Source organism: Paraburkholderia caffeinitolerans (assembly GCF_902859945.1).
Classification (GTDB): domain Bacteria; phylum Pseudomonadota; class Gammaproteobacteria; order Burkholderiales; family Burkholderiaceae; genus Paraburkholderia; species Paraburkholderia caffeinitolerans.
Genome location: NZ_CADIKL010000001.1, coordinates 311,747 through 336,366, shown reverse-complemented (window position 1 = coordinate 336,366; position 24,620 = coordinate 311,747). Strand labels below are relative to the sequence as shown.

The following is a 24,620-nucleotide window of genomic DNA, read 5'->3' as shown; positions in this document are numbered from 1 at the left end:
GGCGCCCGTTTCAGCCCATCGCGCCGTAGAGGCGCGCCAGATCGAGATTGGCTTCGAGCGCGTCGGCAAGCCGCTCGACCGACGCCTCGCGCAGCGCGGGGTAATCGACGCGTTGCGGCGCTTCGAGTCCCGCCCAGCGCAGCAGCACGGCGCACGCCTCCGGAGTGTCGAAGAGACCGTGCACATAGGTCGCGAGAATCTGCCCGTCCGCCGACTGCGCGCCGTCGGCGCGCAGCGTCCCTGCCGTGCCGTCGCTCGCCTCCTGCATCGCGCTGTCCACCGAGGCGATCCGCAATGCCGGTTCAGCGAGCGCCGGGCCACGCGTCACACCCATGTGGATCTCGTAGCCCCGCACCCGCGCCGCCGCTCCGGCCGCTTGTGCGTCGCTGGGCAACGCAAGCCACCCCTCGACATTCTTCAGCGTCTTCTCACGCGTAAGTTCGGTTTCGTAATCGAGCCAGCCGAGGCCAGCCACCTCGCCGGGCGTCCCTTCCACGCCGTGCGGATCGGCAATCGCGCGCCCGAGCATCTGCATGCCGCCGCAAATGCCGATCACGCGCCCGCCGTAGCGCAGATGCCGCGCGAGCGCTGTCTCCCAGCCCTGCGCGCGCAGCCACGCCAGGTCGTCGCGCACGTTCTTCGAGCCTGGCACGATCACGAGATCGGCGCACGGCGGCGCGCTGCCCGTGCGCACATAGCTGAATTCGACTTGCGGATGCGCGCGCAACGCGTCGAAGTCCGTATGGTTGCTGATATGCGGCAGCACCGGCACCACTACGCGCAGCGTCGCGCCGCCGGCCTGCGCATGGGCATGTGCGGATTCGGGCAGCATGTCCTCGGCATCGAGCATCAGCCCATGCAGATACGGCACCACGCCGAGCACCGGCTTGCCCGTCTGCGCTTCGAGCCAGTCGAGGCCAGGCTGGAGCAGCGCCGGGTCGCCACGAAAGCGGTTGATGATGAAGCCCTTCACCCGCGCTCGCTCGCTTTCCGAGAGGCACGCGAGCGTGCCGATCAGGTGCGCGAACACACCGCCACGGTCGATGTCGGCGACCAGCACGACCGGACAGTCGACGGCTTCGGCAAAGCCCATGTTGGCGATGTCGCCGGCGCGCAGATTGATTTCGGCGGGGCTGCCCGCGCCTTCGACGAACAGCGTCTCATAGCGCTCGCGCAGGCGCGCGTACGACTCGAGCACGGCCTCGCGCGCGATCGGCTTGTAGTCGTGGTAGGCACGCGCGTCGAGAGTCATGCGCGCCTTGCCATGGACGATCACCTGCGCACCCACATCGCTATTGGGCTTGAGCAGCACGGGGTTGAAATCGGTATGCGGCGCGATGCCCGCGGCAAGCGCCTGCAGCGCCTGGGCGCGGCCAATCTCGCCGCCATCGACCGTCACGGCGCTGTTCAGCGCCATGTTCTGCGGCTTGAAGGGCGCCACGCGCACGCCCGCGCGGCGCGCAAGGCGGCACAGGCCGGCCACGAGCGTGCTCTTGCCCGCGTCGGACGTGGTGCCCTGGATCATCAGCGTGCCACGCGGCACAGCGGGTCGGGTTGCGGACATGATGGTGATAAATAGCGGGGAAAGCGCTGGGTCGGTCAAGCGACACGCATTATCCCATCGTGCGTGCGTCCGGCGCGGGCGGGCTGCGCCGCGTTCCGCCCTACGTCCGGCCATGTGCTGCCGCCGCGCTCGCCGTCAATCTGCCGGACGCTAGCCGCTACAATCACGCGATGATTTCGCGCGACTTCACCTTCATCGTCGGCGGCGCGCGCTCGGGCAAGAGCGCCCACGCCGAACGCCTCGCCTCCGAAAGCGGCCTGCCGGTCACCTATATCGCCACCGCGAGCGTGCCCGAAGGCGCGCACGCCGATGCCGAATTCGCCGCGCGCATCGCGCATCACCGCGCGCGGCGGCCCGCGCATTGGGGGCTGGTCGTCGCGCCGCTCGATCTCGCGGGCGCGCTCGATGCGGCGGCCACACCTGGCCAGTGCGTGCTGATCGACTGCCTCACGCTCTGGCTCGCCAACCTGCTGTGCCCGCCCGAATCCGAGACGCCGCTGCCCGACTGGCGCGCGCGCCTCGACGCCTTCGCCGCCGCCTGCGAGCGCGCCAGGCGCGCCGACTGCGTCGTGCTCGTGGTGAGCAACGAAATCGGCATGGGCGTGGTGCCGCTGGGCGCCGCCACGCGCCTTTACGTCGATGAACTCGGCCGCCTGAACCAGCGCATCGCCGCACTCGCCGACCGCGCGACGCTCGTGGCCGCCGGCTTGCCGCTCGTGCTCAAGGCGCCGCCTTCATGCTGACGATGCTGAGCCTGCCCGCCACCGCCGCCCTCGCCGTTGCGGGCGTAGCCGTCGACCGCCAGTTTGGCGAGCCGCGTCACGCGCATCCGCTGGTCGCGTTCGGCACGCTCGCGAACCACATCGAAAAACGGCTGAACACCGGCCGGCGCGGGCGCCCGCTCGGCCTCGCGGCCTGGCTCCTGGCGCTCGCGCCGCCCGTTGGGCTCGCGGCACTGATGTGCGCCGCGCTGCCCTGGCCGCTCGCATGGGCGTTGCACATCGCGCTGCTGTGGTTCGCGCTCGGCGCGCGCAGCTTGGAAGAGCACATCGCGCCGATTGCGCACGCACTCGCGGAACACGACCTCACCGCCGCACGCGCGCTGACTGCGCGCATCGTCTCGCGCGATACCGCGAACGCCGACGCTACCGCGCTCGCGCGCGCGGCCTGCGAATCCGCGCTCGAAAACGGCAACGACGCGATCTTCGGCGCGCTGTTCTGGTTCGCGATTGCGGGCGGGCCCGGCGCACTCGCGTTTCGCCTCGCCAACACGCTCGACGCCATGTGGGGATATCGCACGCCGCGCTTTTTGCGCTTCGGCTGGGCGGCCGCGCGCATCGACGATGGACTCAACTGGTTTCCCGCGCGCCTCACGGCCGCAAGCTATGCGCTGCTCGGCGACACGCGCGCCGCCCTGCGCTGCTGGCGCGAGCAGGCGCCGCACTGGGAGAGCCCGAACGCGGGCCCGGTGATGGCCGCCGGCGCGGGCAGCCTGAACGTGCTGCTGGGCGGCGCAGCGGTCTACCACGGCACCGTGGAGGATCGTCCCGCGCTCGGCACGGGCGCACCGCCGCGCGCCCAGGACGTGGACGCCGCATTGCGTCTGGTCGAGCGCACGACGTTCCTGTGGCTCGCCGTGCTCCTTGCGCTGGCCTTCCTGAGCGTGGCAACCGATGTCTGAAGCGCATCTCGACACCGCCGCGCACATGATCGCGCACGGCGGCAATCTGCACGAAGCCGCGCAGCGCTACGGCATCCCCTGGGACGCGTGGATCGATCTTTCTACCGGCATCAATCCGCACGGCTTTCCGGTTCCGCCTGTGCCCGCCGGCGCGTGGCGCCGCCTGCCCGAAGACGACGACGGCTTCGCGGCCTGCGCGGCACGCTACTACGGCGCACCCGATGCGCAGCACGTGTTGCCCGTGGCGGGCAGCCAGGCGGCAATCCGCGCACTGCCCGCGCTGTTGCCGGTATTGTTGCCCGCGCAAGCATCAGCGGCGCGCGTGGCGATCGCGCCGCTCACCTACGGCGAATACGCACCCGCGTTCGCGCAGGCAGGCCACGTCGTCGTACCGCTGGACATCGCATCCGGCACGCTGCCCGAGGACGCAATGCACGCGGTCGTCGTGAATCCCGACAATCCCACGGCGAGCCTCGTGGGCCGCGAGACGCTGTTGCACTGGCACGCGCAGCTCGCCGCTCGCGGCGGCACGCTGATCGTCGACGAAGCTTTCGCCGACGCCTTCGACGATCCCCAGGCAAACTCGCTAGCGGACACAACCGGGCGCTCTGGCCTGGTGGTGCTGCGCTCGCCCGGCAAATTCTTCGGCCTCGCGGGGGCGCGCTGCGGCTTCGCGCTCGCCGCCCCCCCGCTGCTTGCCACGCTGCGCGCGCGTCTCGGTGCGTGGACCGTGAGCGGCCCCGCTCGCCACGCAGTAACGCACGCGTTCGCGGATACCGAGAGGCAACGCGCGATGCGCACGCGGCTCGACGGCGAAAGCGCGCGCCTGGGCGCATTGCTCGATTCGCACGGCCTCGCGCCTCGCACTACACCGCTCTTCGCATGGGTTGTCCACGCGCGCGCCGCGCGGTTGCAGGATGCGCTTGCATCGCGCGCGGTGTGGACGCGCCGCTTCGAGTCGCCGGCAAGCCTGCGTTTCGGCCTACCCGCATCGGAAGACGAGTGGCGGCGCTTCAAAACGGCGCTCGGGCAAGCCATGCAGGAGCTCGAATGATGGCCCGCATGATGGATCGCCGCCGTGACGTCATCGCCCGCTTGCTCGCCGGCGCGCTCTTGGTCGTGGCTGCCACCGCGTTCGCACCTGCAACCACCCGCGCGGCCACAGTCAGCGCCGTCGACGATGCCGGCGAAACCGTCACGCTAACCGCACCCGCACAACGCGTCATCAGCCTCTCGCCGCACGCAACCGAGCTGATCTACGCAGCGGGCGGCGGCACGAAGCTGGTGGGCGCGGTTGCCTACAGCGATTACCCGCCGCAGGCGCAAAGCGTGCCGCGCGTGGGCGATAACCGCGCGCTCGACCTCGAACGCATCGCCGCGCTCAGGCCCGATCTGATCGTCGTGTGGCGGCATGGCAATGCGCAGCAGCAGATCGACCGTCTGCGCGAACTGCACATCCCGCTCTTCTTTAGCGAGCCGCGCCGGCTCGACGACGTGGCGACCTCGCTCACCCGGCTCGGCGCGCTGCTGGGCACGCAAAAAACCGCCGATGATGCGGCGCTCGGGTATCGCCGCACCATCGAGCAACTGCGCGCGCGTTACGCGCAGCGCGCGCCGGTGAAAGTGTTTTACGAAGTCTGGGACCACCCGCTCATGACGATCAACGGCGAGCACATGATTAGCGACGTGATCGCGCTATGCGGCGGACGCAACGTCTTTGCCGCGCTGCATCCGCTGGTGCCCACGCTCTCCACCGAAGCCGTGCTGGCCGCCAATCCCGATGCGATCGTCACCGCCTCGCAAGGCGCGACGGCACCGGACCAACCACTGCCCGCGCTCACGCACTGGCGCGCGTGGCCCCAGTTGCATGCAGTGGCGCGCGGCAATCTCTTCGCCATCGACGGCGATCTGCTCACGCGGCCCGGGCCGCGCATCGCGCAAGGCGCAGCGCAGCTATGCGAGGATCTCGATCGCGCCCGCTCGCGCGATACGAGTGCGGCTAATTAATATGGAATCCGAATAAACCGGAAACGCATGTCACGCATTCCAGCGCGCGAGCAGCCATTCGCCGCTCGACGCCTCGCGGCGCAGCGTGACGATCGCCGCCATCTCGAGCGGCCAGCGTGCGCAACGCGCGAACGGCACGTCCAATGCGCGCGCGGCAACCGCGCGAATCACGCCCGCATGCGCGACGGCCCAGACGCGCTCGTGCGCTCCGGCATCGTACGCATCGAACCACGCCGACACCCGCGCGTAGAACTGCGCGACGCTCTCGCCGCCATGCGTGCGCGCATGCTCGAAGTCGGCGGCCCAGGCATCGATCTGCGCGCGCTCGATAGTGTCCCAGCGCTGCATCTCCCACGCACCGAAGTCCATCTCCGCGAGACGCGCATCTTCATGCGCAGCAATGCCATCGTGCATCTGCCCGAGCACGCGGGCCACGCTCGCGCAACGCGTAAGCGGACTCGTTTCGATACGTTGCGGCGCACGCACGCCGAGCGCGGCCAAACGCGCGGCAATCGACGCCGCGCCGGCATCGGCGGTCCCGGCCAGCGCCACGTCGGACTTGCCGTAGCACACGCCCGCCTCCACCGCCACGGCGGGATGACGAATCAGGACGAAATCCATGCGAGCCCCATCAGATAGATCGCGAGTTCGAACACCTGCTGCGCGAAGCCAAGGCAATCGCCCGTATAGCCGCCGATGCGCCGCACGAAATACCGCCCGAGCCCATAGCGCAGCAGACCGAGCGCCGCGAGTGTCGCCACGCCCGCGCGCCAGTCCGGCCACGCCGGCCAGAAGAGCCACGGCAGGCCGAATACGAACGCGCAGCCGAGCGCAAGCGCGCTCATGCGCTGCGCGACCGGCTTGGCCTTGCCCTCGGGCCGCACGTAGTCGAGCGAGACGAGGTAGCTGATCGCGAGCGCGCGGCTCGCGGCATGGCCGGCGATCATGAGCGTGGCGGCGCGCAACGGCGGCAACGCGGCCAGCGTCTGCCACTTCAGCGCGAGCGAGATCACGAGACCGATGGCGCCGAACGCGCCGATGCGCGAATCGTGCATGATGCGCAGCACGTCCTCGCGCTGATACGCGCCGCCGAATGCATCGATGCAATCGGCGAGACCGTCTTCATGGAATGCGCCGGTCGCGAGGAGCGTCACGGCCATCGAGAGCAGCACTGCCACGCTCGCGGGAAACACGTGGAGCGCCGCGAGGTACACCAGCGCCGCCAGCGCGCCGATCAACGCGCCTACTAGCGGAAAATAGCGCGCCGCCGAGTTCAGCCACTGCGGCTCGAAGCCGACCCAGCGCGGCACCGGCACGCGCGTGAAATAGCCGAGCGCCGTGAAGAAATAACGCAGTTCCGCGAGCGGATTCAATGCCCACGCTCGGGACGTTCGCTGCTGGGCCGCTCGTTGCGCTCATCCACGCCGGCGGATTCGAAGCTCGCCATTTCATTGAGAAACGCCACCGCCGCGCGCAGGAGCGGCACGGCCAGCGCCGCGCCCGTGCCCTCGCCCAGACGCAGATCGAGCGCGAGCAATTCGCGCGCGCCGAAATGATCGAGCATGCGCCGATGTCCCGCCTCGTTCGACGCATGCGCGAACACACAGTACTCCCGCACGTGCGGCGCGAGCGCGTCCGCCACCAGCAGCGCCGCAGTCGCGATGAAACCATCGACGAGAATCGCCATGCGCTGGCGCGCCGCTTCCAGAAACGCCCCCGCCATCATCGCGATCTCGAAGCCGCCGAAAGTTGCGAGCACATCGATCGGTTCACGCGCATTCGGGTGACGCGCGAGTGCTGCCGCCAGCACATTGCGCTTGCGCGCGAGGCCCGCGTTGTCGAGCCCCGTGCCGCGCCCCACGCATTCGTCGATGGGCACGCTGCACAGGCGGCTCATCAGGCATGCAGCCGACGACGTATTCGCGATACCCATCTCGCCGAAACCGATCACGTTGGTGCCGAGCGCCGCGTGATGACGCACGCGCGCCGCGCCCGCCGCGAGCGCGGCGATGGCCTCGTCGCGTGTCATGGCCGGCTCGTGCGCAAAGTTGCGCGTGCCGCGCGCCATCGGCAGCGAGACGAGTTTCGAAACCTCAGTTAACGGCGGCAGCGGCGGCAGCGGTGTTGCAACACCGGCATCGACGATCTCCAGTTCGAGCCCGGCCACGCCGCTAAACGCGTTGATGGCCGCGCCGCCCGCGATGAAGTTCGCGACCATCTGCGCCGTCACGGCCTGCGGATACGGGCTCACGCCTTCGTTGGCGATGCCGTGGTCGCCCGCGAACACGATCATCACGGGACGCTCGACGCGCGGACGCGTGGTGCGCTGGATCAAGCCGAGCTGGCGCGCGAGCGCTTCGAGACGGCCGAGGCTGCCCGGCGGCTTGGTCTTCGTGTCGATGAGGTGCTGAAGCGCGTCGCGCAGCGACGAGCCGAGCGGCTCGACAGCCAGTAATTCGGAAAGCGTTGAAGTCATGTTGGTTTCAGTTTGGTTCAATACGCGGTTCAATACCGCTCGCGCGCGTAACAGGCGTCAGCGCTCACGTGGAAGTTCGAAAGCAGCCACGAGCGCCTCGTGTTCGCCCTCGCGAATCAGCCTGAGCGGATGGCCAAAGGCCGCGCTCGCGCGCTCCGCCGTGAGCACCTCGCGCACCGGGCCCGCGAAGCAGCCGCCACGGCCGTCGAGTAGCAAGGCGTGCGTCGCGTAGCGCCGTGCAAGATTGAGATCGTGACAGGAAAACACGACTGTGCGCGACCCGGTATTCACCCAGTGCGAAAGCGCTTCCAGACAGGCGATCTGATGATGCAGATCCAGATGCGAGAGCGGCTCGTCGAGCAGCAGGAGCGGCGCGTCCTGGCAGAGCACCGCCGCCAGCGCGACGCGCTGGCGCTCGCCGCCCGAGAGCGAAAGCACGTCGCGCGCAGCGAAGGTCTCGAGACCGAGCATCGCGAGCGCGGCGTGCGCGGCCGCGCGATCGTCCTCGCTTTCCCATCCCCAGCCCGCGAGATGCGGGTAGCGGTTGAGCAACACCGTGTCGAGCACGCTCGCGCTGAATGCGTCGCGCACGTCTTGTGGCATCAATGCGCGGCGTTGCGCGAGGCGCACCGGCTGCCAGTCGCGCAACGCCATGCCATCGACTTCGACATGGCCCGCCGCGCTCTCGCGCAGGCCCGCGAGCGTCGCGATCAAGGTGGTCTTGCCCGCGCCGTTCGCACCGGCCACGCACCAGATCTCGCCCGCGTCGAAACACTGCGTGAGGCCTTCGACCAGCGTGCGAGCGCCGGTGCGCAGCGTGAGCGCATGCGCGGCGAGCAGCGGCTTCTCGCGGGCGCCGTGGACAGTGTCGTGACTCGTAGCGGAACTCATGGCGTACGCCTTTTGAGCAGCATCCACAGAAACACGGGCACGCCCGCGAGCGCGGTCACGACGCCCACGGGCAGCTGCGTGGGCGCGGCAATCGTGCGCGCGACGAGATCTGCACCCATCACCGCGAGGCCGCCCGCGAGTGCGGCCGCGGGCACGAGCATGCGCTGGTCGTTGCCGAACGCGAGCCGCAACATGTGCGGCACGACGAGCCCGACGAAGCCGATCGTGCCTCCCGTGGTGACGGCCGCCGCCGCCGCGAGCGAGGCTGCGAGATACACGCCCACGCGCAAACGCAGCACCGGCACGCCGAGCGCCTGGGCGGCCGCGTCGCCGCGCAGCAGCACGTTCAAGCGCGGCGCGGCGCTCACGCCGAATGCAAGCACCAGCGCGAGCGCGATCAACGCGGGCCAAGGCATGCCCGCGCCATTGAGGTCGCCGGTGAGCCAGAACAGCATGCCGCGCAAGCTCGCTTCGGGTGCGAGCGTCAGCAGCAGTGTGATGAGCGCGCCCCACCCCGCCGCCGTCACCGCGCCCGTGAGCAGCAGACGCGGAGAACTGTCCTGCGGTTCGCCGCGCCAAAGCTCGCGGCGCGCGAGGCCGAGCACGAGCAGGATCGAAACGAAAGCCCCCGCACAGGCGCTCGTCTGCACAACCCACCACGCCGCGCCCGCGATCATCGCCACCAGCGCGAACGCGGCGGCGCCGCCCGAAACGCCCAGCACATAGGGTTCGGCGAGCGGATTGCGCAACAGCACCTGAAGCAGCGCGCCGGCCAGCGCAAGCAGCGCGCCGCACGCGAAGCCGCCTAGCGCGCGCGGCATGCGCAGCGTGCGCACGATTTCGCTCGCCATGTCGTTGGCGTTCTGCGTGGTTGAGGGTGTCGGCGTGGCGGGCAGGAGCGCATGCAGCGCCTGTGCGAGCGTCACTGGCACGCTGCCGATCGCGAGCGACGCCACGAAAACCGCGAGCGCGGCCACGGCAAGCACACACCAGATCGCTGCCGCGCGGCGCGCACTCATCGTGCGACGCAGCGCATTGGCGCCAGAAGCGCGCGGCAAGGCCGGCGCCGGCGTGCTGCGCGATTTATCGGAGTTGACGGTTCGCATCGTCGAAAGGGGTCGATCTCGGGACACTGACACGCGCGATCGTCAAGGGGCGAAACAGGGGCCGGCAAGTTTAGGAGGGCCCCGTGCGAGCGTCAAGAATGCGTCATTATTGCGCGAAACGCGGTGGCAGCCGCGATATGAGGGCCGGCCTCGCGCTCGGCGCAAAATGCGTTCCTGAATGTCGCCTGCCGGCACATGGCGGTTCAAAAACTGCAAGAAGCCAACACGAAGCGATGCTGTTACGTCTGGAAACGTCACCGTTGTCGGAATACGCGACAATCCGCGCTAGAATGCCTGTCTTTAGAGGACGCAGCAGATGCTCAACGAACTCGAAACACTCTCACAAAACATCGGGCGGCTGATCGAGATTAATCAGCGCCATCATGAAGCACGCGTGGCACTCGAAGAGCAACTCGCGCAATTGCAGGCGCAATGCGAAGCAACGCGCGCCGAACTCGAACAGGTGCGCGAAGAGCGCAACGCGCTGCAGGCCGAGCGCGATGGGCTCTCGGCCAAGATCGACGACGCCCAGGTCCGTCTGAACGCAATCCTCGAAAAGCTGCCGCGTGCCCGCACGGGCGCGGAGCGCGACAACCAGCTCGACTTGCTCGAGCCGTCGCAGCAGAACGCCGACGACGACAACGCGGCTCGCCACGGAGAAAATGCATGACGACCAAGCAGATCGAAGCGACGATTCTCGGCCAGAGCTATCGCCTCGCCTGTTCGCCGGAAACCGAAGGCGCGCTGCTCGAAGCCGTGGCGCGCGTGGACGCGGAAATGTCGAAGATCCGCAATCACAGCAACGTGCGCGGCACGGACCGCATCGCCGTGATGGCCGCGCTCTCGATCGCGTCGGAATTGCTGCGTTTGCAGACCAGCGTGCGGCACGGCGAAGCATTCCCAGCGGAAGAAATCCGTCGTACAATGCACCAAATGAATGAGCAGCTTGGCGCAGTCATCCAGCAGTACGGTGTTCAATAAAACCCGCTACATAATGGATTAAAATCGCGCTACAGTGATGTTCACGGAAACGTCCACAAGATGTTTTCAAGCAGCAGAGCGTCAAACAGTTTAGTCAGCTTCCCTGCCTGGTTCGCCAAGGTCATATATTCCTTGAACCAATGCCATGTGCACGGTTGCGGAAATTTGTAGCACGGGTGTGCGCGTCACTAGTCTGATGTACCCGAAGTGCTGCTAACTGCGACCAATTCTGAACCTCCGGTTCAGGATGCCGGCCTAGCGGCTAAGGCGGGGACCTATTCAAACGGCATCGGACTCACGTCCGATGCCGTTTTCCTTTTGTGCTTCCCTCTTGGCGTGCTGTTTTCTGAGCGCCGCCCCCTCCACTTTCGACGCGTTACTTCGACTCATGCGCTACTGGCTGATGAAGTCCGAACCCGACGAAGCAAGCATCGACGATCTCGCGAACGCCCCGCAGCACACGCTGCCATGGACCGGCGTGCGCAACTATCAGGCGCGCAATTTCATGCGCGACACCATGCAGGTTGGCGACGGCGTGCTCTTCTATCATTCGAGCTGCCCCGAGCCTGGCATTGCGGGCCTCGCGCAAGTCTCGTCCACGCCGTATCCCGATCCCACGCAATTCGATCCGAAAAGCCCTTACTACGACGCGAAATCCACGCAGGAAACGCCGCGCTGGATGCTCGTCGACGTCGTGTTCAAGAAGAAGTGCCCACTTATTGCACTCGCCGCGCTGCGCGAGCACGAAGAACTCGCCGACATGCGCGTGCTCGCCAAGGGCAATCGTCTGTCCATCACGCCGGTCTCCAAGGCCGAATGGGACTTCATCACCAAGCGGCTGATGTAAGTCGCAGCGTAAGCTTTGGCATGCGCGCGCCGCCAATCTTTAAAGATTGCAAAGCTCCCCCGCTCCGGCGGGAACCCTGCGCGGCCCACCCCGCCTAATGAACACGCAAACGGCACGCACGCGCCGTTTGCGAATCTGTTCTGCCAGGAGTCCAAATATGAAGAGAAAAACTGTCGTCACGCTCGCCGCTGCTCTCGTTGCCGCTGTGCCGCTTGCCATCGCACCGGGCGCCGCATTCGCGCAGAGCGATGCGCGCTATCAACCGGCCGGCGTGCTCTCGCTTTCCGCCCAGGCAAGCGCCGAAGTCCCGCAGGACGTCGTCACGATCACGTTGTTCTACGAGCAGGAAGCGAAGGACCCCGCATCGCTCACGGCCACGCTCAATCAGCGCGCCGACCAGGCGCTGCAAAAAGCCAAGGGCGTCGCGGGCGTGACCGCACGCTCGGGCCAATTCTCGATCTATCCGTCGACCGATCGCGACGGGCGCATTTCGGCATGGCGCGGCCGCACGGAAGTCGTGCTCGAATCGCACGACTTCGCCGCCGCCTCGAAACTCGCCGGCGATATCGCTACGGTGATGCAGGTGGGCAATGTGCAGTTCTCGCTCTCGCCCGAAGCCCAGCGCGCCGCCGAGCAGAAGCTCTCGGGCCAGGCGATCGCTTCGTTCCGCGATCAGGCCGCCGCGAATGCGCGCGCATTCGGCTATAGCAGCTACACGGTCCGCGACGTGAACGTGGGCCATCAAGGCGTGATGCCGCGTCCGATGATGATGATGAGCGCGCGCGCCATGTCGGCCGACGCGAAGGCCGCACCGCCGATGCCGCTCGAAGGCGGCACGTCCACGGTGACCGTCAATGTGTCGGGCTCGGTGCAGATGAAGTAACGCGCGCATCGCGCATGCAAAAAAAAGCCACGGCAAAACCGTGGCTTTTTTCATGGTGCGTTCAGTACAGAGAGAAACGAATCAACCGCGGCATCAGCTCCTGGCACTCACGGCTTGCTGCGCACCGTTGTTGCGTTTGGCGCGGCGATACGCCCAGATCATCATCAGCACGCCCGCGACGATCATCGGCAGCGAGAGCCACTGCCCCATCGAAAAGCCCAACGCGAGCAAACCGAGGAAATCGTCGGGCTCGCGGGCGAACTCCACGGTGAAGCGCGCGAGACCATAGCCGATCAGGAACATCGCCGAGATCGCGCCCACGGGACGCTGCTTGCGCGAGAACAGGATCAGCACGATGAAGAGCGCAATGCCTTCGAGTGCGATTTCATAGAGCTCGGACGGATGGCGCGGCAGCAAATGATATTGCGCGAACACATCGTTCAAATGCCACTGCGCGGCCTGTTGCGGATGCGCGGCAAGCCACGCGGCGTCGTCGTTGGCCGCGCCCGGGAACATCATGGCCCACGGCGCGTCCGGCGAGGTCACGCGGCCCCACAGCTCACCATTGATGAAGTTGCCAAGACGGCCTGCGGCGAGACCCGTGGGCACCATCGGCGCGACGAAGTCGGTGACCTGCAGCCAGGTGCGCCCGCGCTGCCACGCGAACAGGACCATCGCGAAGGTCACGCCGAGAAAGCCGCCATGAAACGACATGCCGCCTTCCCACACCTTGAAGATGTCGAGCGGATGCGCGAAGTACCAGCTCGCCTTGTAGAACACGACATAGCCGAGGCGCCCGCCGAGCACCGTGCCGAGCACGCCGTAAAACAGCATGTCGTCGATGTCCTTGACGGTCCAGCCCTGCGCGGCCACGTACGGCAGACGCAGGCGCAGGCGGCCGATCACGATCGCGAGGATGAAGCCGACGAGATACATGAGGCCGTACCAGCGCACGGCGAGCGGCCCCAGATGAATGGCAATGGGGTCGAAATTCGGATGGATGAGCATCGTGGAATCAGTGCTTGTCGGCGGTGAGGTTTGAAATCGAGTTGTAAAAATCGGCACAAAATGCGCGACGGTGCGTTGGACGTTTTCAAAGCGGCACAGTTCGCATCGCGTGCTGCGGCGACACATTATCGCCGAGACGGGCCAGCATGAACCAAAACGCACCCCCGGCACGGCTCACTGCGGCTCACTGCGGCTTCGCAGGCCGGCCCGCCGTGGCCGCATGCGCGCGAACGATTTCGATGAACGCCGCCAGCACCGGACTCACCTCCTCGGCGCGCCAGACGAGACCCGTTTCGATGGTCGGCGCGGCTTCGGCCAGCGGCCGGTAGACCACGCCCGTGCGCCGCAAATGGCGCAGCGACTGCGGCACGAGCGCAATGCCCATTCCCGCAGAGACAAGGCTCACGATCGTCTGCATCTGGATCGCCTCCTGACCCACGCGCGGCGCAAGACCGGCGGCGCCGTAACAATCCATGATGGTGTCGTAAAAGCCCGGGGCCAGATGGCGCGGAAACACCACGAGGGGGATATCGGCGAGATCGGCGAGGCTCACGGGCGTCTCGCACCAGCCCTGCGCGGCCAGCTCAGTGGGCAATTCAGTGGCCAACTCGGTGGCCAACTCATCGAGGCCGCGCGGACTCCCCGTGCGCGCCGCGAGCTCGGCCGGCATGGCCACCACGAGCGGCTCGCGCGCGACCGGCAGATACGCGAGCTGCGCCGCGTGACGCGGCGGCAAGGGCGCGATCACGAGGCCCGCGTCGATACGGCCCGCCACCAGTTCGTCGATCTGCACGTCGCTCGTGGCCTCTGCGAGCTGCAGGCGCACACGCGGGTGGCGCGCGCCGAAATCGTGCAGCAGCAGTGGCAACAGCCCGTAATCGGCGGTCGAGACGAAGGCCAGCGCCAGTACACCCGCCTCGCCGCGCGCGAGACTCTGCGCGAGCGGGCGCAGCGCCTGCGCCGCGGCGAGCAGGCGCCGGACCTCGGGCAGCAGGTCGGCGCCCACGGCCGTCAATTCCACCGAGCGGCGCGTGCGCGCGAAGAGCTCGACGCCAAGCGTCTCCTCCAACGCGCGAATGGCCTGTGAAAGCGGTGGTTGCGTCATCGAAAGGCGCGCCGCCGCGCGGCCGAAATGCTGCTCCTCGGCCACGGCCACGAAGTAGCGCAATTGGCGCAGATCGGGAATCGTCGAACTCATGGTGAAAAGCGCGAAAAACGCGGGCTGTGATTCTCGCTGGATTCTCGCTGTGATTCTTTTTTCGACTCAGTAGACCAAGAATAATATATTGGACATTGTGCTCGCGAAACTCCATTCTTTTTCGCACATGCCGGCGCATTCCTCCTCGAGCCCCTCGAATCCGGCAACCGAACAAGATCGAGACACCTTTCACGGAGCGCCCCCATGGCCTACAACCGTCGTTCGAAGCACATTACGCAAGGCGTCGCCCGCTCGCCGAACCGGTCGATGTATTACGCGCTCGGCTACGAAAAAGCCGACTTCGACAAGCCGATGATCGGCATCGCCAATGGCCACTCGACCATCACGCCGTGCAACGCGGGCCTGCAGCGCCTCGCGGACGCTGCCATCGCCGCCGTCAAGGGCGCGGACGCCAACCCGCAGATCTTCGGCACGCCCACGATTTCGGACGGCATGTCGATGGGCACCGAAGGCATGAAGTACTCGCTCGTCTCGCGCGAAGTGATTGCCGACTGCATCGAGACCTGCGTGCAGGGTCAGTGGATGGACGGCGTGGTCGTGATCGGCGGCTGCGACAAGAACATGCCCGGCGGCATGATCGCGCTTGCGCGCATCAATGTGCCCGGCATCTACGTGTACGGCGGCACGATCCGCCCCGGCAACTGGAAGGGTAAGGATCTGACCATCGTGTCGGCGTTCGAGGCGGTGGGCGAGTTCACGGCGGGCCGCATGACCGAAGAGGACTTCGAAGGCGTCGAGAAAAACGCGTGCCCGTCCACGGGTTCGTGCGGCGGCATGTACACGGCCAACACGATGAGTTCGTCGTTCGAGGCGCTCGGCATGTCGCTGCTGTATTCGTCGACGATGGCCAACCCCGACGAAGAGAAGGTCGACTCGGCCGCCGAGTCGGCGCGCGTGCTCGTCGAAGCGGTCAAGAAGGATCTCAAGCCGCGCGACATCATCACGAAGAAGTCGATCGAGAACGCCGTGGCGCTGATCATGGCCACCGGCGGCTCGACCAACGCGGTGCTGCACTATCTTGCCATCGCGCACGCCGCGGAAATCGACTGGAGCATCGACGACTTCGAGCGCATGCGCAAGAAAGTGCCGGTGATCTGCGATCTGAAGCCTTCGGGTCAGTATGTGGCGACCGACCTGCACAAGGCCGGCGGCATTCCCCAGGTGCTCAAGATCCTGCTCGATGCAGGCCTGTTGCACGGCGACTGCATGACCATCACGGGCAAGACCATCGCCGAAGAACTGAAGGACATACCATCGAAGCCACGCGCCGATCAAAAGGTGATCTTCCCCATCGACCAGGCGCTGTATAAGGAAGGCCACCTCGCGATCCTCAAGGGCAACCTCGCGACCGAGGGCGCTGTCGCCAAGATCACGGGCCTGAAAAACCCCGTGATCACGGGCCCGGCACGCGTGTTCGACGACGAACAAAGCGCAATGGAAGCGATCCTCGCCGACAAGATCAAGGCCGGCGATGTGGTCGTGCTGCGCTACCTCGGACCGAAGGGTGGTCCGGGCATGCCGGAGATGCTCGCGCCCACCTCGGCGATCATCGGCAAGGGGCTCGGCGAATCCGTGGGCCTCATCACCGACGGCCGCTTCTCGGGCGGCACGTGGGGCATGGTGGTCGGCCACGTTGCGCCCGAAGCGTTCGAAGGCGGAGCCATCGCACTCGTGCAGGAGGGCGATTCGATCACCATCGATGCGCACCAGCTACTGCTGCAATTGAATATCGACGACGCCGAACTCGCACGCCGCCGCGCGGCCTGGAAGCAGCCGGCGCCGCGCTACACGCGGGGCGTGCTCGCGAAATACGCGGCTCTGGCGCGTCCGGCGAACAAGGGCGCGGTCACGGGCTGAGAATCTCCAGATCTTCTGGCAGGCGGAAAATCAAGGCAGCGTGAAGGCCTCGTGGAGGCAACAAGAAGGGCGCACAGACCGTGCGCCCTTTGCTCTTATAATGCGACGACGCAGCCGGCGACCAAGCTGGCGGAGACCAGTATGAAACTGAAGTCGCAAACGAAGAACGACACAGCGACGCCCGCTGCCGCGCTGGCGCTGGCATTGGCGCTAGCCACGACGAGCGCCCACGCACAGAACGGCCCGAGCCCAAGCGGGCTCGCACTCGCGCAACAGCAGAACTGCATGAGCTGCCATTCGGTGACGCGCACCTTCATGGGCCCCGCGTTGCACGCCGTCGCAGCGAAATACGCGGACAAGCCCGACGCGCAGAACTATCTCGCGCACAAGATCCTGGAAGGCAGCAACGGCGTGTGGGGCTCGGTGCCCATGCCTGCGAACACCCAATTGACTTCCGCCCAGGCGACCTCGCTCGCGAACTGGATCCTCACGCTGAAATAACCCGGACAGGCGTGCGGGCGGCACCGCCCGCGTCAAACCAACCTCGAACCCGCTTCAAGCCTCCGGCGGCGTCGATTGCGCCGCGCGCGCGGCCAGCTCCTCGCGCACCGCAGCCTTCACCCAGCCCCTCAGTTCAGCTTCGAGCGCGAGACCGATTTCGCGCGACACCTGCCCGACGATCCAGTGCGCGTGCTCCTGCATCGCCGCGGCGCAGCGCGCCTCGATCACTCCACGCCCGTCTCCCGTGAGCCAGCTCATGGCCCTTCCGCTCAGCCGCTCGACGAGCGCTTCCGCATCCGGAGGAAGCGGGCTATCGGAGACTCCAGCGGACACGCCAGCACTCGGCTCAGATGTGGACGCCTGGGCCGACACGGTCTCGAACGGCGACCCATGACGACCGCGCAACAGGTTGCCCTGCACGAGCGCGTCGTTCAGCAGTGGGATCTCAGGTTCGTCAGCGTGATGAAAATCGGACACGATCGCCTCCTCTGGATTTCAATCAAACAATAAAGGAGAGACAAGCAGCCGGCGTGCCGGGTTCAACCGCCCTGCTTGTAGTTGTTCAGCGCGTAGCCGCGGTCGCGGTAGAAGCGGTAGCGCTCGCGGCCCGAGGCAAGCTCTTCGGGCGCATCGCCGATCACTTCGAGCAGGCGCTCGAAGCGCGCGAACTGCGCCGGCACGGCCGCGCCGAGATTGAGCAGCACGCCATGATGCGGCGCCTGCTCGAGATCCGCGGTCAGCACGATGGGCGTTTGCGCGGCTTGCGCGCTGCCGGCCATGCAGTGCGGCACGAAATCGAGCGGCGAAAAAGTCCAGAGCATCTCGTCGAACGCGCGCAGGCGCGCGGGCTCGGCCAGCACGACAGCTTGCTGGCCGGCCTGGTACGCCTTGCGCACGAGCCGGCACGCGTACATCAGCGAATTGCCGACGTTCGTGTGGAAGTCGATACGCGTCATTTCCCTGCGCGACCGTCCGCGGCCCGATCGATCAAGAACTGCGCAAGCAACGGCACGGGACGGCCCGTCGCGCCCTTCGCCGCGCCGCTCTTCCATGCGGTGCCCGCGATGTCGAGGTGCGCCCACGGATAATTTTGCGTGAAGCGCGAGAGGAAGCACGCCGCCGTCACGCTGCCCGCCGGACGCCCGCCGATATTGGCGAGATCGGCGAAATTCGACTTGAGCTGGTCCTGATACTCTTCGTCGAGCGGCAGGCGCCACGCCGGATCGCTGGCCTCGCGCGAAGCGTCGAGCAGCTCGCCCGCGAGCGCATCGTCCGTCGAGAACAGGCCGCTGTTGTGATGGCCGAGCGCGATGATGCAGGCGCCCGTGAGCGTGGCGATGTCGATCACGGCGGCCGGCTTGAAGCGCTCGGCGTAGGTGAGCGCATCGCACAGGATCAGGCGGCCTTCGGCGTCGGTGTTGAGCACCTCGACCGTGAGGCCCGCCATCGTCGTGACGATGTCGCCGGGCTTCGTGGCGTTGCCCGCGGGCATGTTCTCGCAGGTCGGGATGATGCCGATCACGTTGAGCTTCAGGCCCATTTCGGCGACCGCGCGCACTGTGCCTAGCACCGAGCCCGCGCCGCACATGTCGTACTTCATCTCGTCCATGCCCTCGCCGGGCTTGAGCGAGATGCCGCCCGTGTCGAACGTGATGCCCTTGCCTACCAGCACGACGGGCGCGCCCTTCGCGCTCGCGCCCTGGTAGTGCAGCACGATGAATTGCGGCGGCTCGACCGATCCTTTTGTAACAGAAAGAAACGAGCCCATCTTGAGCGCTTCGATCTGGCGCTGGCCGAGCACTTCGACCTTGAGCTTCCAGTCGCGCGCGAGCTTCTTGGCCGTGGCCGCGAGGTACGTGGGCGTGCAGACGTTGCCCGGCAGATTGCCGAGGTCGCGCGTGAGGTCCATGCCGTTGGCGAGCGCCACGGCCTGTTTGGCGGCAAGCCTCGCGGCCTTTTCGTCGGCGACGTCGATGCTGAAGACCACGCGCTTGAGCGCGCGCTGCGCGACGTCGGGCTTGCTCTTCATCTGCGTGAAGCGGTAGGTCTCGTTACGCAGCGCGAGGATCGCGGCACGCACGCCCCAGTCGCCCGTGCGTTCCTTGATGGGCTGCTGTGCGAGCGTGAACGTGACCTGTGCGATCTTGGTGCCGAGAATCGCGCGCCACGCGGCCTTGACGGCCTCGCCATAGGCCTTCTGGCCAAATGCATCCTGCTTGCCGAGGCCAACCAGCAGCACGCGCGAAGCGCCAATGCCAGTCACTTCCGGCAGGAACAGCGTGGAGCCGGCCTTCCCATCGATGTCGCCGGACTTGACGAGGCGGGCGATCGCGCCGCCGATGGCGCTGTCGATCACGAATGCCGGACCCGAAAGGGTCTGCGCCTCGAAGATGCCCACCACGACGCAATCCGACTTGCCGGTCAGAAAGGGGCCTTCCCCGCCTTTGCTCCAGTCACAGGCTTTTATGCTAAAGTCCATCGCGCTTGTCCTCGGATAAAATCAGGGCTTAGGATGAAAGCCGCAATTATCCGCTATTTTTCCTGCGGCGGCTCCCGAGCCGTTGCGCGAGCCGCGCGCCGCCCGGCGCGGGCCGCCCGCCCTCTTCATCAACAATGATCTTCGAACGTTCCCTGCAGCGAGAACTCGCGTATACGGCCGGCGCCGTGTTCATGGTTCTGCTCACGATCATGCTGACGACGATGATGATCCGTATCGTCGGCTTCGCGGCTTCCGGCCAGATCGACCCTCGCGACGTGCTGGTCCTGATCGGCCTGACCGTGATTGGCTATCTCGCGGTGATGCTGATCGTCACGCTCTTCGTGTCGATCCTGTTTGTGCTCACGCGCTGGTACAAGGATTCCGAAATGGTCGTCTGGCTCGCCTCCGGGGTGAGCCTCACGCGCCTCATCAAGCCGATCGCCGTTTTTTCGACGCCGATCATCCTGCTGATCGTGTTCTTCGCCTTCGTCGGCTGGCCGTGGTCGAACGCGCAAAGCAAGCTGATCCGCGCGCGCTTTCAGCAGCGCGATGAAGTGTCGCTGCTCGCGCCCGGCCAGTTCCGCGAATCGCCCACCACGCACCGTGTGTTCTTCATCGAGAGCATGAATCCCGACAAGGGCCGTGTGGACAACGTGTTCGTCACGAGCACGGAAAACGGCAAGGTCAGCGTGATCGTCTCGAAAACCGGCCACACCGAATCCGCAAAGAACGGCGACCGCTTCGTCGTGCTCGAGAACGGCCGCCGCTACGACGGCGAGCCCGGCCACCCCGACTTCCGCATCACCGAGTTCCAGCGCTACGGCGTGAAGGTTCAGAGCCAGCCCGTGGTCGCCACGCCCACGGCAAGCAGCACCTCCACGCTGGACCTTCTGCGCCACCCAAGCGGCGACAACCTCGGCGAATTCGCGTGGCGCGCGGGCCTGCCGCTCATCGCGATCAACCTGATGCTGCTGGCGATCCCGCTTGCGTATCAGAACCCGCGCCGTGGGCGCACCATCAATCTCGTGATGGCCGTGCTGATCTACCTCACCTACTCGAACCTGCTCAACGTCGTGCAATCGCAGGTCGAGCAGGCCAAGATGCCGTTCGGCGTTGGCCTCGTGGCGCTGCACGCCGCGGTGCTCGCGCTCGTCGTCTTCATCTTCTGGCTGCGCGTGCGCAACCGGCCGCTCTTTACGCGCGCGATGTTCCAGCGCGCGTCTCAGGGGAGCTGACCGATGCGCATCTATGAGAAGTACTTCGCGAGCCAGGTCTACCTGGCGTTCGTGTTCATCCTGTTTGCGTTTTCAGGTCTGTTCTTCTTCTTCGACCTGATCAACGAGCTGAACTCGGTCGGCCACGGCAACTACAAATTCATGTACGCGGTGCTGCGCGTTTCGCTGCAGGCGCCGTCGCGGCTCTACGAGATCATTCCGGTCGCGGCGCTCATCAGCGCGATCTACGTGTTCGCGCAGATGGCCGCCAATTCCGAGTACACGATCTTTCGCGTCTCCGGTCTGGCGACTGGTCAAGCGCTGCGCTCGCTCCTGAAGATCGGCATTCCGCTGGTGCTGCTCACCTACCTCATGGGCGAAGTGATCGGGCCGTACACCGACCAGCTCTCCGAGCGCGTGCGCCTCGAAGCGCTCGGCTCCGCCGTGTCGTCCGACTTCAAGTCGGGCGTGTGGGTAAAGGACACGCTCACCGCGCGCGCCGACGGCGAGCAGGCTACGCGCTTCGTCAACGTGGGCGAACTGCAGCCCGACGCGACCATCACCAATGTGCGCATCTACGAATTCGATTCGCAGTTCAGGCTCACGAACGTGCGCGTTGCGAAGAGCGGCAAGTATCAACCGCCGGGGCACTGGCTGCTCAAGGACGTGACGGACACCGAACTCATCAGCGTGACGCCGCCGCCGAGCCAGCCCACCGATGCGCTCAATCCGGTCTATCGCGCGCAGCAGACCGCGCTGCCCGAATACTCGCTGCGCTCCGAGCTCACGCCGCAAATTCTCTCGGTGCTGCTGGTTTCGCCCGATCGCATGTCGATGTTCAACCTGTTCCGCTATATCCAGCACCTTGCGGAAAACCATCAGGACACGCAGCGCTATGAGATCGCGTTCTGGCGCAAGCTGATCTACCCGTTCGCGGTGTTCGTGATGCTGGTGCTCTCGCTGCCGTTCGCGTACCTGCATACGCGCGCCGGCGTGGTGGGCATCAAGGTGTTCGGTGGGATCATGCTCGGCATGAGCTTCCAGCTCGTGAACACGCTGTTCTCGCACATCGGTACACTGAACACGTGGCCCGCGCCGCTCACTGCGGCGACGCCGGGTCTCATCTATCTGGCGCTCGGGCTGATCGGCCTGAAATGGGTCGACCGGCACTGACGTCGATCTGACGTCGACAGTGGCCAGCCCACGCTCCTCGGGAAAATACGACGATGGGCACGCACGGCATGATTCTCTTCGGCCACGGCGCGCGCGATGCGCGCTGGAAAGAGCCGTTCACGCGGCTCGCGGGCAAGCTCGCCGCCACGCGCGGCGCGGCGCGGCCCGTGAGCCTCGCCTTTCTCGAACTCATGACGCCGAGCCTGCCCGAGGCCATCGCCGAACAAGCGGCGCTGGGCTGCGACGCCATCACGGTGGTGCCGGTGTTCTTCGGCCAGGGCGGCCATATCCGGCGCGACTTGCCCGCGCTCATCGCGCAATGCCAGGCCGCGCACCCGAACGTGCGGCTCTCGTGTGCGACTGCCGTGGGCGAGGACGATGGCGTGCTCGACGCGATCGTGCAGTACTGTCTCGCGCAAGAACGCGATTAATGGATGAGCGGGATGAGCGGGATGAGCGCGATTAACGCGCCAACTCGCTGACGCACGCACCAAAGCAAACGGGCCGCTTCATTCAAAGCGGCCCGTTGCATGTTCTACTACTCCCGTTGTTTCTTCGCTGCCTCTCAGGCTGCCCTGCGGCCCGACGCTTCGTCCTGTGCCGGCTGTTTGGCTAGCACCTGCTGCGCCGAACGCTCGGCAAAAGCCTCGCCGATCATGAGCAGGCTAGGCTGTGCCGGATCGAGCCAGTCTTGCGCCTCGCCCGCTTCAAGCCCCGCCAGCGTGAGCGTGAGCGTGCGTTCGCGCGCTGTGCTGCATGCCTCGACGATCGCCACGGGCGTCGCGCCCGCGCGGCCCGCTTCGATCAGCTGCCGGGCGATTTCCGGCGCGCTGTCGCGGCCCATGTAGAACACCAGCGAATCGGCATTGACCTGCTCGCGAATCGCCTCGCTGCCCGCCGCGCGCGAGTACGTCGCAAGCGCGACGCTGCGCGATACGCCGCGCAGCGTGAGCGAGCGTTGCAGCGTGGCGGCGCTCGCCAGCGCCGCCGTGATGCCCGGCACGATCTCGTACTCGATGCCCGCCGCTTCGAGCGCGCGCATCTCTTCGTCGGCACGGCCGAACAGCATCGGGTCGCCGCCCTTCAAGCGCACGACCACGTCATGCTCGCGCGCCGCATCCACGATCTGCTTGTTGATGAAGTGCTGCGCCGTCGAGCGCTGGCCGCAACGCTTGCCGACCGCGATGAACTTCGCGTCCTGCGGAGCGTAATCCAGCATCGCCGGCTCCACTAGCGCATCGTGCAGCACGACCTGCGCTTTCGCGAGCAGGCGCGCGCCGCGCACCGTGATGAGGTCCGCCGCACCCGGTCCGGCGCCGATCAGATAAACCTTGCCCATTTGCCTCGTTAACTCCTGTGTCGGCGCGCCGCCCTGGAATTCCAGCGGCGCGCTGCCACGTTCGCGCCGTGCTGCGTCAGGCGGAAACCGCGCGAATCATGCCCGCCGCCACCGTGTGGTGCGTCGCTTCGTCGATGAGGACGAACGCGCCGGTGCCGGGGTGCACATCATACAGGTCCGCAACGACCGGCTTTTGCAGCGTGAGCGCCACGCGGCCGATGTCGTTCATCGCCAGATTGTGGCGATCGGTGGCGTGCGACAGCGTATGCACGTCGAGCACTTCCTTGACCGCGCCGATCTTCGCGAACACCGTGCTGGTGGTCTGCTTGAGCAGGTACTTGCGCTGCTGCGAGAGCGGCTCTTCGTCGAACCAGCAGAGGTCCGCTTCGAGCTTCTTCGCTGGCTGCGTTTCGTCCGAGGCCGGCACGAAGGTGTCGCCGCGCGAAACGTCCACGTCTTCGGCAAGGCGGATCGTGACGGTCTGGCCCGCGAACGCGCGGTCGACTTGCGCCGTGCCGCCCGGCACCGGTGCGATGATCTCGGCCACCGTGGCCGCACGGCCCGCCGGCAGCACCGTGATGGCGTCGCCGACCTTCACTTCGCCCGCTTCGACACGGCCCATGTAGCCGCGGAAATCGTCGGCGCTCGAACCGTCCTGGCGCGCGACCCACTGCACCGGGAAGCGCAGCGCGTCGCCCGTGGCCTGCTCGACCGGCAACGCCTCGAGCACGTCGAGCAGCGGCTCGCCCGCGTACCACGGCATGCGCTCGCTCGCGGCGACGATGTTGTCGCCCTTGAGCGCCGAAACCGGCACAAAGCGCACGTTCTCCAGACCGAGCTGGCGCGCGAGCGCGACGTACGCATCGCGGATCAGGTCGAAGGTGGCTTCGCTGTAGTCGACCAGATCCATCTTGTTGATCGCGACGATCACGTGCTGGAGGCCCAGCAGCTTGACGATCGCGCTGTGGCGCTTGGTTTGCGGCAGCAGTTGCGTCACGCCGTTCTCGACCGTCACGCGCGTGGGGTCGATCAGGATGATCGCGGCGTGCGCCGTCGAAGCGCCCGTGACCATGTTGCGTGTGTACTGCTCGTGGCCCGGCGTGTCGGCGATGATGAACTTGCGACGGGCCGTGGCGAAGTAGCGGTATGCCACGTCGATCGTGATGCCCTGCTCGCGCTCGGCTTCGAGGCCGTCGGTGAGCAGCGACAGGTCGATCTCGTCGCCCACGGTACGCTTGTTCTTCGCGCGCGAGAGCGCCGAGAGCTGGTCGCTCAAGACAGCTTTGCTGTCGTACAGCAGGCGGCCGATCAGCGTGCTCTTGCCGTCGTCCACGCTGCCCGCCGTGATGAAGCGCAGCACGCCGAGGTCTTCAGGTTGGTGTGTCGTAACCATT

26 protein-coding genes and 1 other RNA gene are annotated in these 24,620 nt (G+C 66.6%); 14 read left to right on the top strand and 13 right to left on the bottom strand.

What is annotated here, in order from left to right; translation table 11 throughout:
- Positions 1 to 10: 10 nt before the first annotated feature.
- Complete coding sequence (locus tag HV773_RS01465; protein ID WP_174220039.1) at positions 11 to 1,564, bottom strand: cobyric acid synthase; 1,554 nt, start codon at positions 1,562 to 1,564, stop codon at positions 11 to 13.
- Positions 1,565 to 1,734: 170 nt separating this feature from the next.
- Between HV773_RS01465 and cobU the strand changes: the two genes are divergently transcribed.
- The 4 genes from cobU to HV773_RS01445 are packed head-to-tail and all read left to right on the top strand — an operon-like array spanning position 1,735 to position 5,252.
- The gene (cobU, locus tag HV773_RS01460) at positions 1,735 to 2,307 is read left to right on the top strand and encodes a bifunctional adenosylcobinamide kinase/adenosylcobinamide-phosphate guanylyltransferase (RefSeq protein ID WP_129563284.1); all 573 of its coding nucleotides are present in this window, start codon (positions 1,735 to 1,737) and stop codon (positions 2,305 to 2,307) included.
- The gene (locus HV773_RS01455; protein ID WP_129563283.1) at positions 2,304 to 3,245 is read left to right on the top strand and encodes a CobD/CbiB family cobalamin biosynthesis protein; all 942 of its coding nucleotides are present in this window, start codon (positions 2,304 to 2,306) and stop codon (positions 3,243 to 3,245) included. The genes cobU and HV773_RS01455 overlap by 4 nt, the downstream gene beginning before the upstream one ends.
- A complete protein-coding gene (gene cobD, locus HV773_RS01450; protein ID WP_129561442.1) occupies positions 3,238 to 4,299 on the top strand; it encodes a threonine-phosphate decarboxylase CobD in 1,062 nt (353 codons plus the stop codon). The genes HV773_RS01455 and cobD overlap by 8 nt, the downstream gene beginning before the upstream one ends.
- Positions 4,296 to 5,252 (top strand): cobalamin-binding protein, encoded by a 957-nt coding sequence (locus HV773_RS01445; protein ID WP_227875364.1) that lies wholly within the window; start codon positions 4,296 to 4,298, stop codon positions 5,250 to 5,252. Before cobD ends, HV773_RS01445 begins: the two co-directional genes overlap by 4 nt.
- Positions 5,253 to 5,282: 30 nt before the next feature.
- On the opposite strand, the gene cobC is transcribed toward HV773_RS01445, so the two are convergent.
- From cobC to HV773_RS01420, 5 genes are read right to left on the bottom strand one after another with little or no spacing between them, the layout of a single operon-like run.
- Positions 5,283 to 5,873, bottom strand: coding sequence for an alpha-ribazole phosphatase (gene cobC / locus HV773_RS01440; protein ID WP_129561441.1), 591 nt, complete (start codon positions 5,871 to 5,873; stop codon positions 5,283 to 5,285).
- Positions 5,858 to 6,625 (bottom strand): adenosylcobinamide-GDP ribazoletransferase, encoded by a 768-nt coding sequence (locus HV773_RS01435; protein ID WP_129561440.1) that lies wholly within the window; start codon positions 6,623 to 6,625, stop codon positions 5,858 to 5,860. The genes cobC and HV773_RS01435 overlap by 16 nt, the downstream gene beginning before the upstream one ends.
- A complete protein-coding gene (cobT, locus tag HV773_RS01430; RefSeq protein ID WP_129561439.1) occupies positions 6,622 to 7,728 on the bottom strand; it encodes a nicotinate-nucleotide--dimethylbenzimidazole phosphoribosyltransferase in 1,107 nt (368 codons plus the stop codon). The genes HV773_RS01435 and cobT overlap by 4 nt, the downstream gene beginning before the upstream one ends.
- 57 nt (positions 7,729 to 7,785) lie before the next feature.
- Positions 7,786 to 8,619 (bottom strand): ABC transporter ATP-binding protein, encoded by an 834-nt coding sequence (locus HV773_RS01425; protein WP_129561438.1) that lies wholly within the window; start codon positions 8,617 to 8,619, stop codon positions 7,786 to 7,788.
- Entirely contained in the window at positions 8,616 to 9,725 is a 1,110-nt protein-coding gene (locus HV773_RS01420) for a FecCD family ABC transporter permease (protein ID WP_129561437.1), read from the bottom strand. Before HV773_RS01420 ends, HV773_RS01425 begins: the two co-directional genes overlap by 4 nt.
- A gap of 316 nt (positions 9,726 to 10,041) precedes the next feature.
- On the opposite strand from HV773_RS01420, the gene HV773_RS01415 reads away from it, so the two are divergent.
- The 5 genes from HV773_RS01415 to HV773_RS01395 all read left to right on the top strand — a co-directional run bounded on the left by HV773_RS01415 (position 10,042) and on the right by HV773_RS01395 (position 12,436).
- Positions 10,042 to 10,395, top strand: a complete 354-nt coding sequence (locus tag HV773_RS01415; protein ID WP_129561436.1) for an ATPase — start codon at positions 10,042 to 10,044, stop codon at positions 10,393 to 10,395.
- A complete protein-coding gene (locus tag HV773_RS01410) occupies positions 10,392 to 10,706 on the top strand; it encodes a cell division protein ZapA (protein ID WP_129561435.1) in 315 nt (104 codons plus the stop codon). The genes HV773_RS01415 and HV773_RS01410 overlap by 4 nt, the downstream gene beginning before the upstream one ends.
- Before the next feature lie 97 nt (positions 10,707 to 10,803).
- Positions 10,804 to 10,984, top strand: a non-coding RNA gene (ssrS, locus tag HV773_RS01405) — 6S RNA.
- 110 nt (positions 10,985 to 11,094) lie between these two features.
- Positions 11,095 to 11,553: an EVE domain-containing protein gene (locus HV773_RS01400; RefSeq protein ID WP_129561434.1), complete on the top strand. Its 459-nt coding sequence runs from the start codon at positions 11,095 to 11,097 to the stop codon at positions 11,551 to 11,553.
- A gap of 157 nt (positions 11,554 to 11,710) precedes the next feature.
- On the top strand, positions 11,711 to 12,436 hold the full coding sequence (locus HV773_RS01395) for an SIMPL domain-containing protein (RefSeq protein ID WP_129561433.1): 726 nt from the start codon (positions 11,711 to 11,713) through the stop codon (positions 12,434 to 12,436).
- A gap of 93 nt (positions 12,437 to 12,529) precedes the next feature.
- Here the strand turns inward: HV773_RS01395 and lgt are convergent, their stop codons facing one another.
- On the bottom strand, positions 12,530 to 13,444 hold the full coding sequence (lgt, locus tag HV773_RS01390; RefSeq protein ID WP_129561432.1) for a prolipoprotein diacylglyceryl transferase: 915 nt from the start codon (positions 13,442 to 13,444) through the stop codon (positions 12,530 to 12,532).
- Between the two features lie 184 nt (positions 13,445 to 13,628).
- The gene (locus tag HV773_RS01385; RefSeq protein WP_129561431.1) at positions 13,629 to 14,642 is read right to left on the bottom strand and encodes a LysR family transcriptional regulator; all 1,014 of its coding nucleotides are present in this window, start codon (positions 14,640 to 14,642) and stop codon (positions 13,629 to 13,631) included.
- Between the two features lie 204 nt (positions 14,643 to 14,846).
- On the opposite strand from HV773_RS01385, the gene ilvD reads away from it, so the two are divergent.
- Positions 14,847 to 16,520 (top strand): dihydroxy-acid dehydratase, encoded by a 1,674-nt coding sequence (gene ilvD, locus HV773_RS01380; RefSeq protein WP_129561430.1) that lies wholly within the window; start codon positions 14,847 to 14,849, stop codon positions 16,518 to 16,520.
- Positions 16,521 to 16,667: 147 nt separating this feature from the next.
- Positions 16,668 to 17,021, top strand: coding sequence for a c-type cytochrome (locus HV773_RS01375; RefSeq protein ID WP_377731427.1), 354 nt, complete (start codon positions 16,668 to 16,670; stop codon positions 17,019 to 17,021).
- A 54-nt stretch (positions 17,022 to 17,075) separates the two neighbouring features.
- On the opposite strand, the gene HV773_RS01370 is transcribed toward HV773_RS01375, so the two are convergent.
- From HV773_RS01370 to HV773_RS01360, 3 genes are all read right to left on the bottom strand, one after another.
- Positions 17,076 to 17,498, bottom strand: coding sequence for a DUF2486 family protein (locus tag HV773_RS01370; RefSeq protein WP_227875363.1), 423 nt, complete (start codon positions 17,496 to 17,498; stop codon positions 17,076 to 17,078).
- A 62-nt stretch (positions 17,499 to 17,560) separates the two neighbouring features.
- A complete protein-coding gene (locus HV773_RS01365) occupies positions 17,561 to 17,977 on the bottom strand; it encodes a DNA polymerase III subunit chi (RefSeq protein WP_129561427.1) in 417 nt (138 codons plus the stop codon).
- Complete coding sequence (locus tag HV773_RS01360; protein ID WP_129561426.1) at positions 17,974 to 19,500, bottom strand: leucyl aminopeptidase; 1,527 nt, start codon at positions 19,498 to 19,500, stop codon at positions 17,974 to 17,976. The genes HV773_RS01365 and HV773_RS01360 overlap by 4 nt, the downstream gene beginning before the upstream one ends.
- A gap of 134 nt (positions 19,501 to 19,634) precedes the next feature.
- Here HV773_RS01360 and lptF point away from each other — a divergent pair, with 134 nt between their 5' ends.
- The 3 genes from lptF to HV773_RS01345 are packed head-to-tail and all read left to right on the top strand — an operon-like array spanning position 19,635 to position 22,318.
- On the top strand, positions 19,635 to 20,735 hold the full coding sequence (gene lptF, locus HV773_RS01355) for an LPS export ABC transporter permease LptF (RefSeq protein ID WP_129561425.1): 1,101 nt from the start codon (positions 19,635 to 19,637) through the stop codon (positions 20,733 to 20,735).
- 3 nt (positions 20,736 to 20,738) lie between these two features.
- Positions 20,739 to 21,887 carry an LPS export ABC transporter permease LptG gene (lptG, locus tag HV773_RS01350; protein ID WP_129561424.1) on the top strand — a complete coding sequence of 383 codons (1,149 nt, stop codon included), beginning with the start codon at positions 20,739 to 20,741 and terminating at the stop codon, positions 21,885 to 21,887.
- Between the two features lie 53 nt (positions 21,888 to 21,940).
- Entirely contained in the window at positions 21,941 to 22,318 is a 378-nt protein-coding gene (locus HV773_RS01345; protein ID WP_129561423.1) for a sirohydrochlorin chelatase, read from the top strand.
- 134 nt (positions 22,319 to 22,452) lie between these two features.
- On the opposite strand, the gene cobA is transcribed toward HV773_RS01345, so the two are convergent.
- Together cobA and HV773_RS01335 are read right to left on the bottom strand one after the other, a co-directional pair.
- Positions 22,453 to 23,226 (bottom strand): uroporphyrinogen-III C-methyltransferase, encoded by a 774-nt coding sequence (cobA, locus tag HV773_RS01340; RefSeq protein WP_129561422.1) that lies wholly within the window; start codon positions 23,224 to 23,226, stop codon positions 22,453 to 22,455.
- A gap of 76 nt (positions 23,227 to 23,302) precedes the next feature.
- Positions 23,303 to 24,619 (bottom strand): sulfate adenylyltransferase subunit 1, encoded by a 1,317-nt coding sequence (locus tag HV773_RS01335; RefSeq protein ID WP_129561421.1) that lies wholly within the window; start codon positions 24,617 to 24,619, stop codon positions 23,303 to 23,305.
- Between the last annotated feature and the right edge of the window lies 1 nt (position 24,620).

Coding starts and splice junctions, on each gene's coding strand:
- HV773_RS01465 (WP_174220039.1), bottom strand. CDS start 1,564: ATGTCCGCAACCCGACCCGCTGTGCCGCGTGGCACGCTGATGATCCAG.
- cobU (WP_129563284.1), top strand. CDS start 1,735: ATGATTTCGCGCGACTTCACCTTCATCGTCGGCGGCGCGCGCTCGGGC.
- cobD (WP_129561442.1), top strand. CDS start 3,238: ATGTCTGAAGCGCATCTCGACACCGCCGCGCACATGATCGCGCACGGC.
- HV773_RS01445 (WP_227875364.1), top strand. CDS start 4,296: ATGATGGCCCGCATGATGGATCGCCGCCGTGACGTCATCGCCCGCTTG.
- cobC (WP_129561441.1), bottom strand. CDS start 5,873: ATGGATTTCGTCCTGATTCGTCATCCCGCCGTGGCGGTGGAGGCGGGC.
- cobT (WP_129561439.1), bottom strand. CDS start 7,728: ATGACTTCAACGCTTTCCGAATTACTGGCTGTCGAGCCGCTCGGCTCG.
- HV773_RS01425 (WP_129561438.1), bottom strand. CDS start 8,619: ATGAGTTCCGCTACGAGTCACGACACTGTCCACGGCGCCCGCGAGAAG.
- HV773_RS01420 (WP_129561437.1), bottom strand. CDS start 9,725: ATGCGAACCGTCAACTCCGATAAATCGCGCAGCACGCCGGCGCCGGCC.
- HV773_RS01415 (WP_129561436.1), top strand. CDS start 10,042: ATGCTCAACGAACTCGAAACACTCTCACAAAACATCGGGCGGCTGATC.
- HV773_RS01410 (WP_129561435.1), top strand. CDS start 10,392: ATGACGACCAAGCAGATCGAAGCGACGATTCTCGGCCAGAGCTATCGC.
- HV773_RS01400 (WP_129561434.1), top strand. CDS start 11,095: ATGCGCTACTGGCTGATGAAGTCCGAACCCGACGAAGCAAGCATCGAC.
- HV773_RS01395 (WP_129561433.1), top strand. CDS start 11,711: ATGAAGAGAAAAACTGTCGTCACGCTCGCCGCTGCTCTCGTTGCCGCT.
- lgt (WP_129561432.1), bottom strand. CDS start 13,444: ATGCTCATCCATCCGAATTTCGACCCCATTGCCATTCATCTGGGGCCG.
- HV773_RS01385 (WP_129561431.1), bottom strand. CDS start 14,642: ATGAGTTCGACGATTCCCGATCTGCGCCAATTGCGCTACTTCGTGGCC.
- ilvD (WP_129561430.1), top strand. CDS start 14,847: ATGGCCTACAACCGTCGTTCGAAGCACATTACGCAAGGCGTCGCCCGC.
- HV773_RS01365 (WP_129561427.1), bottom strand. CDS start 17,977: ATGACGCGTATCGACTTCCACACGAACGTCGGCAATTCGCTGATGTAC.
- HV773_RS01360 (WP_129561426.1), bottom strand. CDS start 19,500: ATGGACTTTAGCATAAAAGCCTGTGACTGGAGCAAAGGCGGGGAAGGC.
- lptF (WP_129561425.1), top strand. CDS start 19,635: ATGATCTTCGAACGTTCCCTGCAGCGAGAACTCGCGTATACGGCCGGC.
- lptG (WP_129561424.1), top strand. CDS start 20,739: ATGCGCATCTATGAGAAGTACTTCGCGAGCCAGGTCTACCTGGCGTTC.
- HV773_RS01345 (WP_129561423.1), top strand. CDS start 21,941: ATGGGCACGCACGGCATGATTCTCTTCGGCCACGGCGCGCGCGATGCG.
- cobA (WP_129561422.1), bottom strand. CDS start 23,226: ATGGGCAAGGTTTATCTGATCGGCGCCGGACCGGGTGCGGCGGACCTC.
- HV773_RS01335 (WP_129561421.1), bottom strand. CDS start 24,619: ATGGTTACGACACACCAACCTGAAGACCTCGGCGTGCTGCGCTTCATC.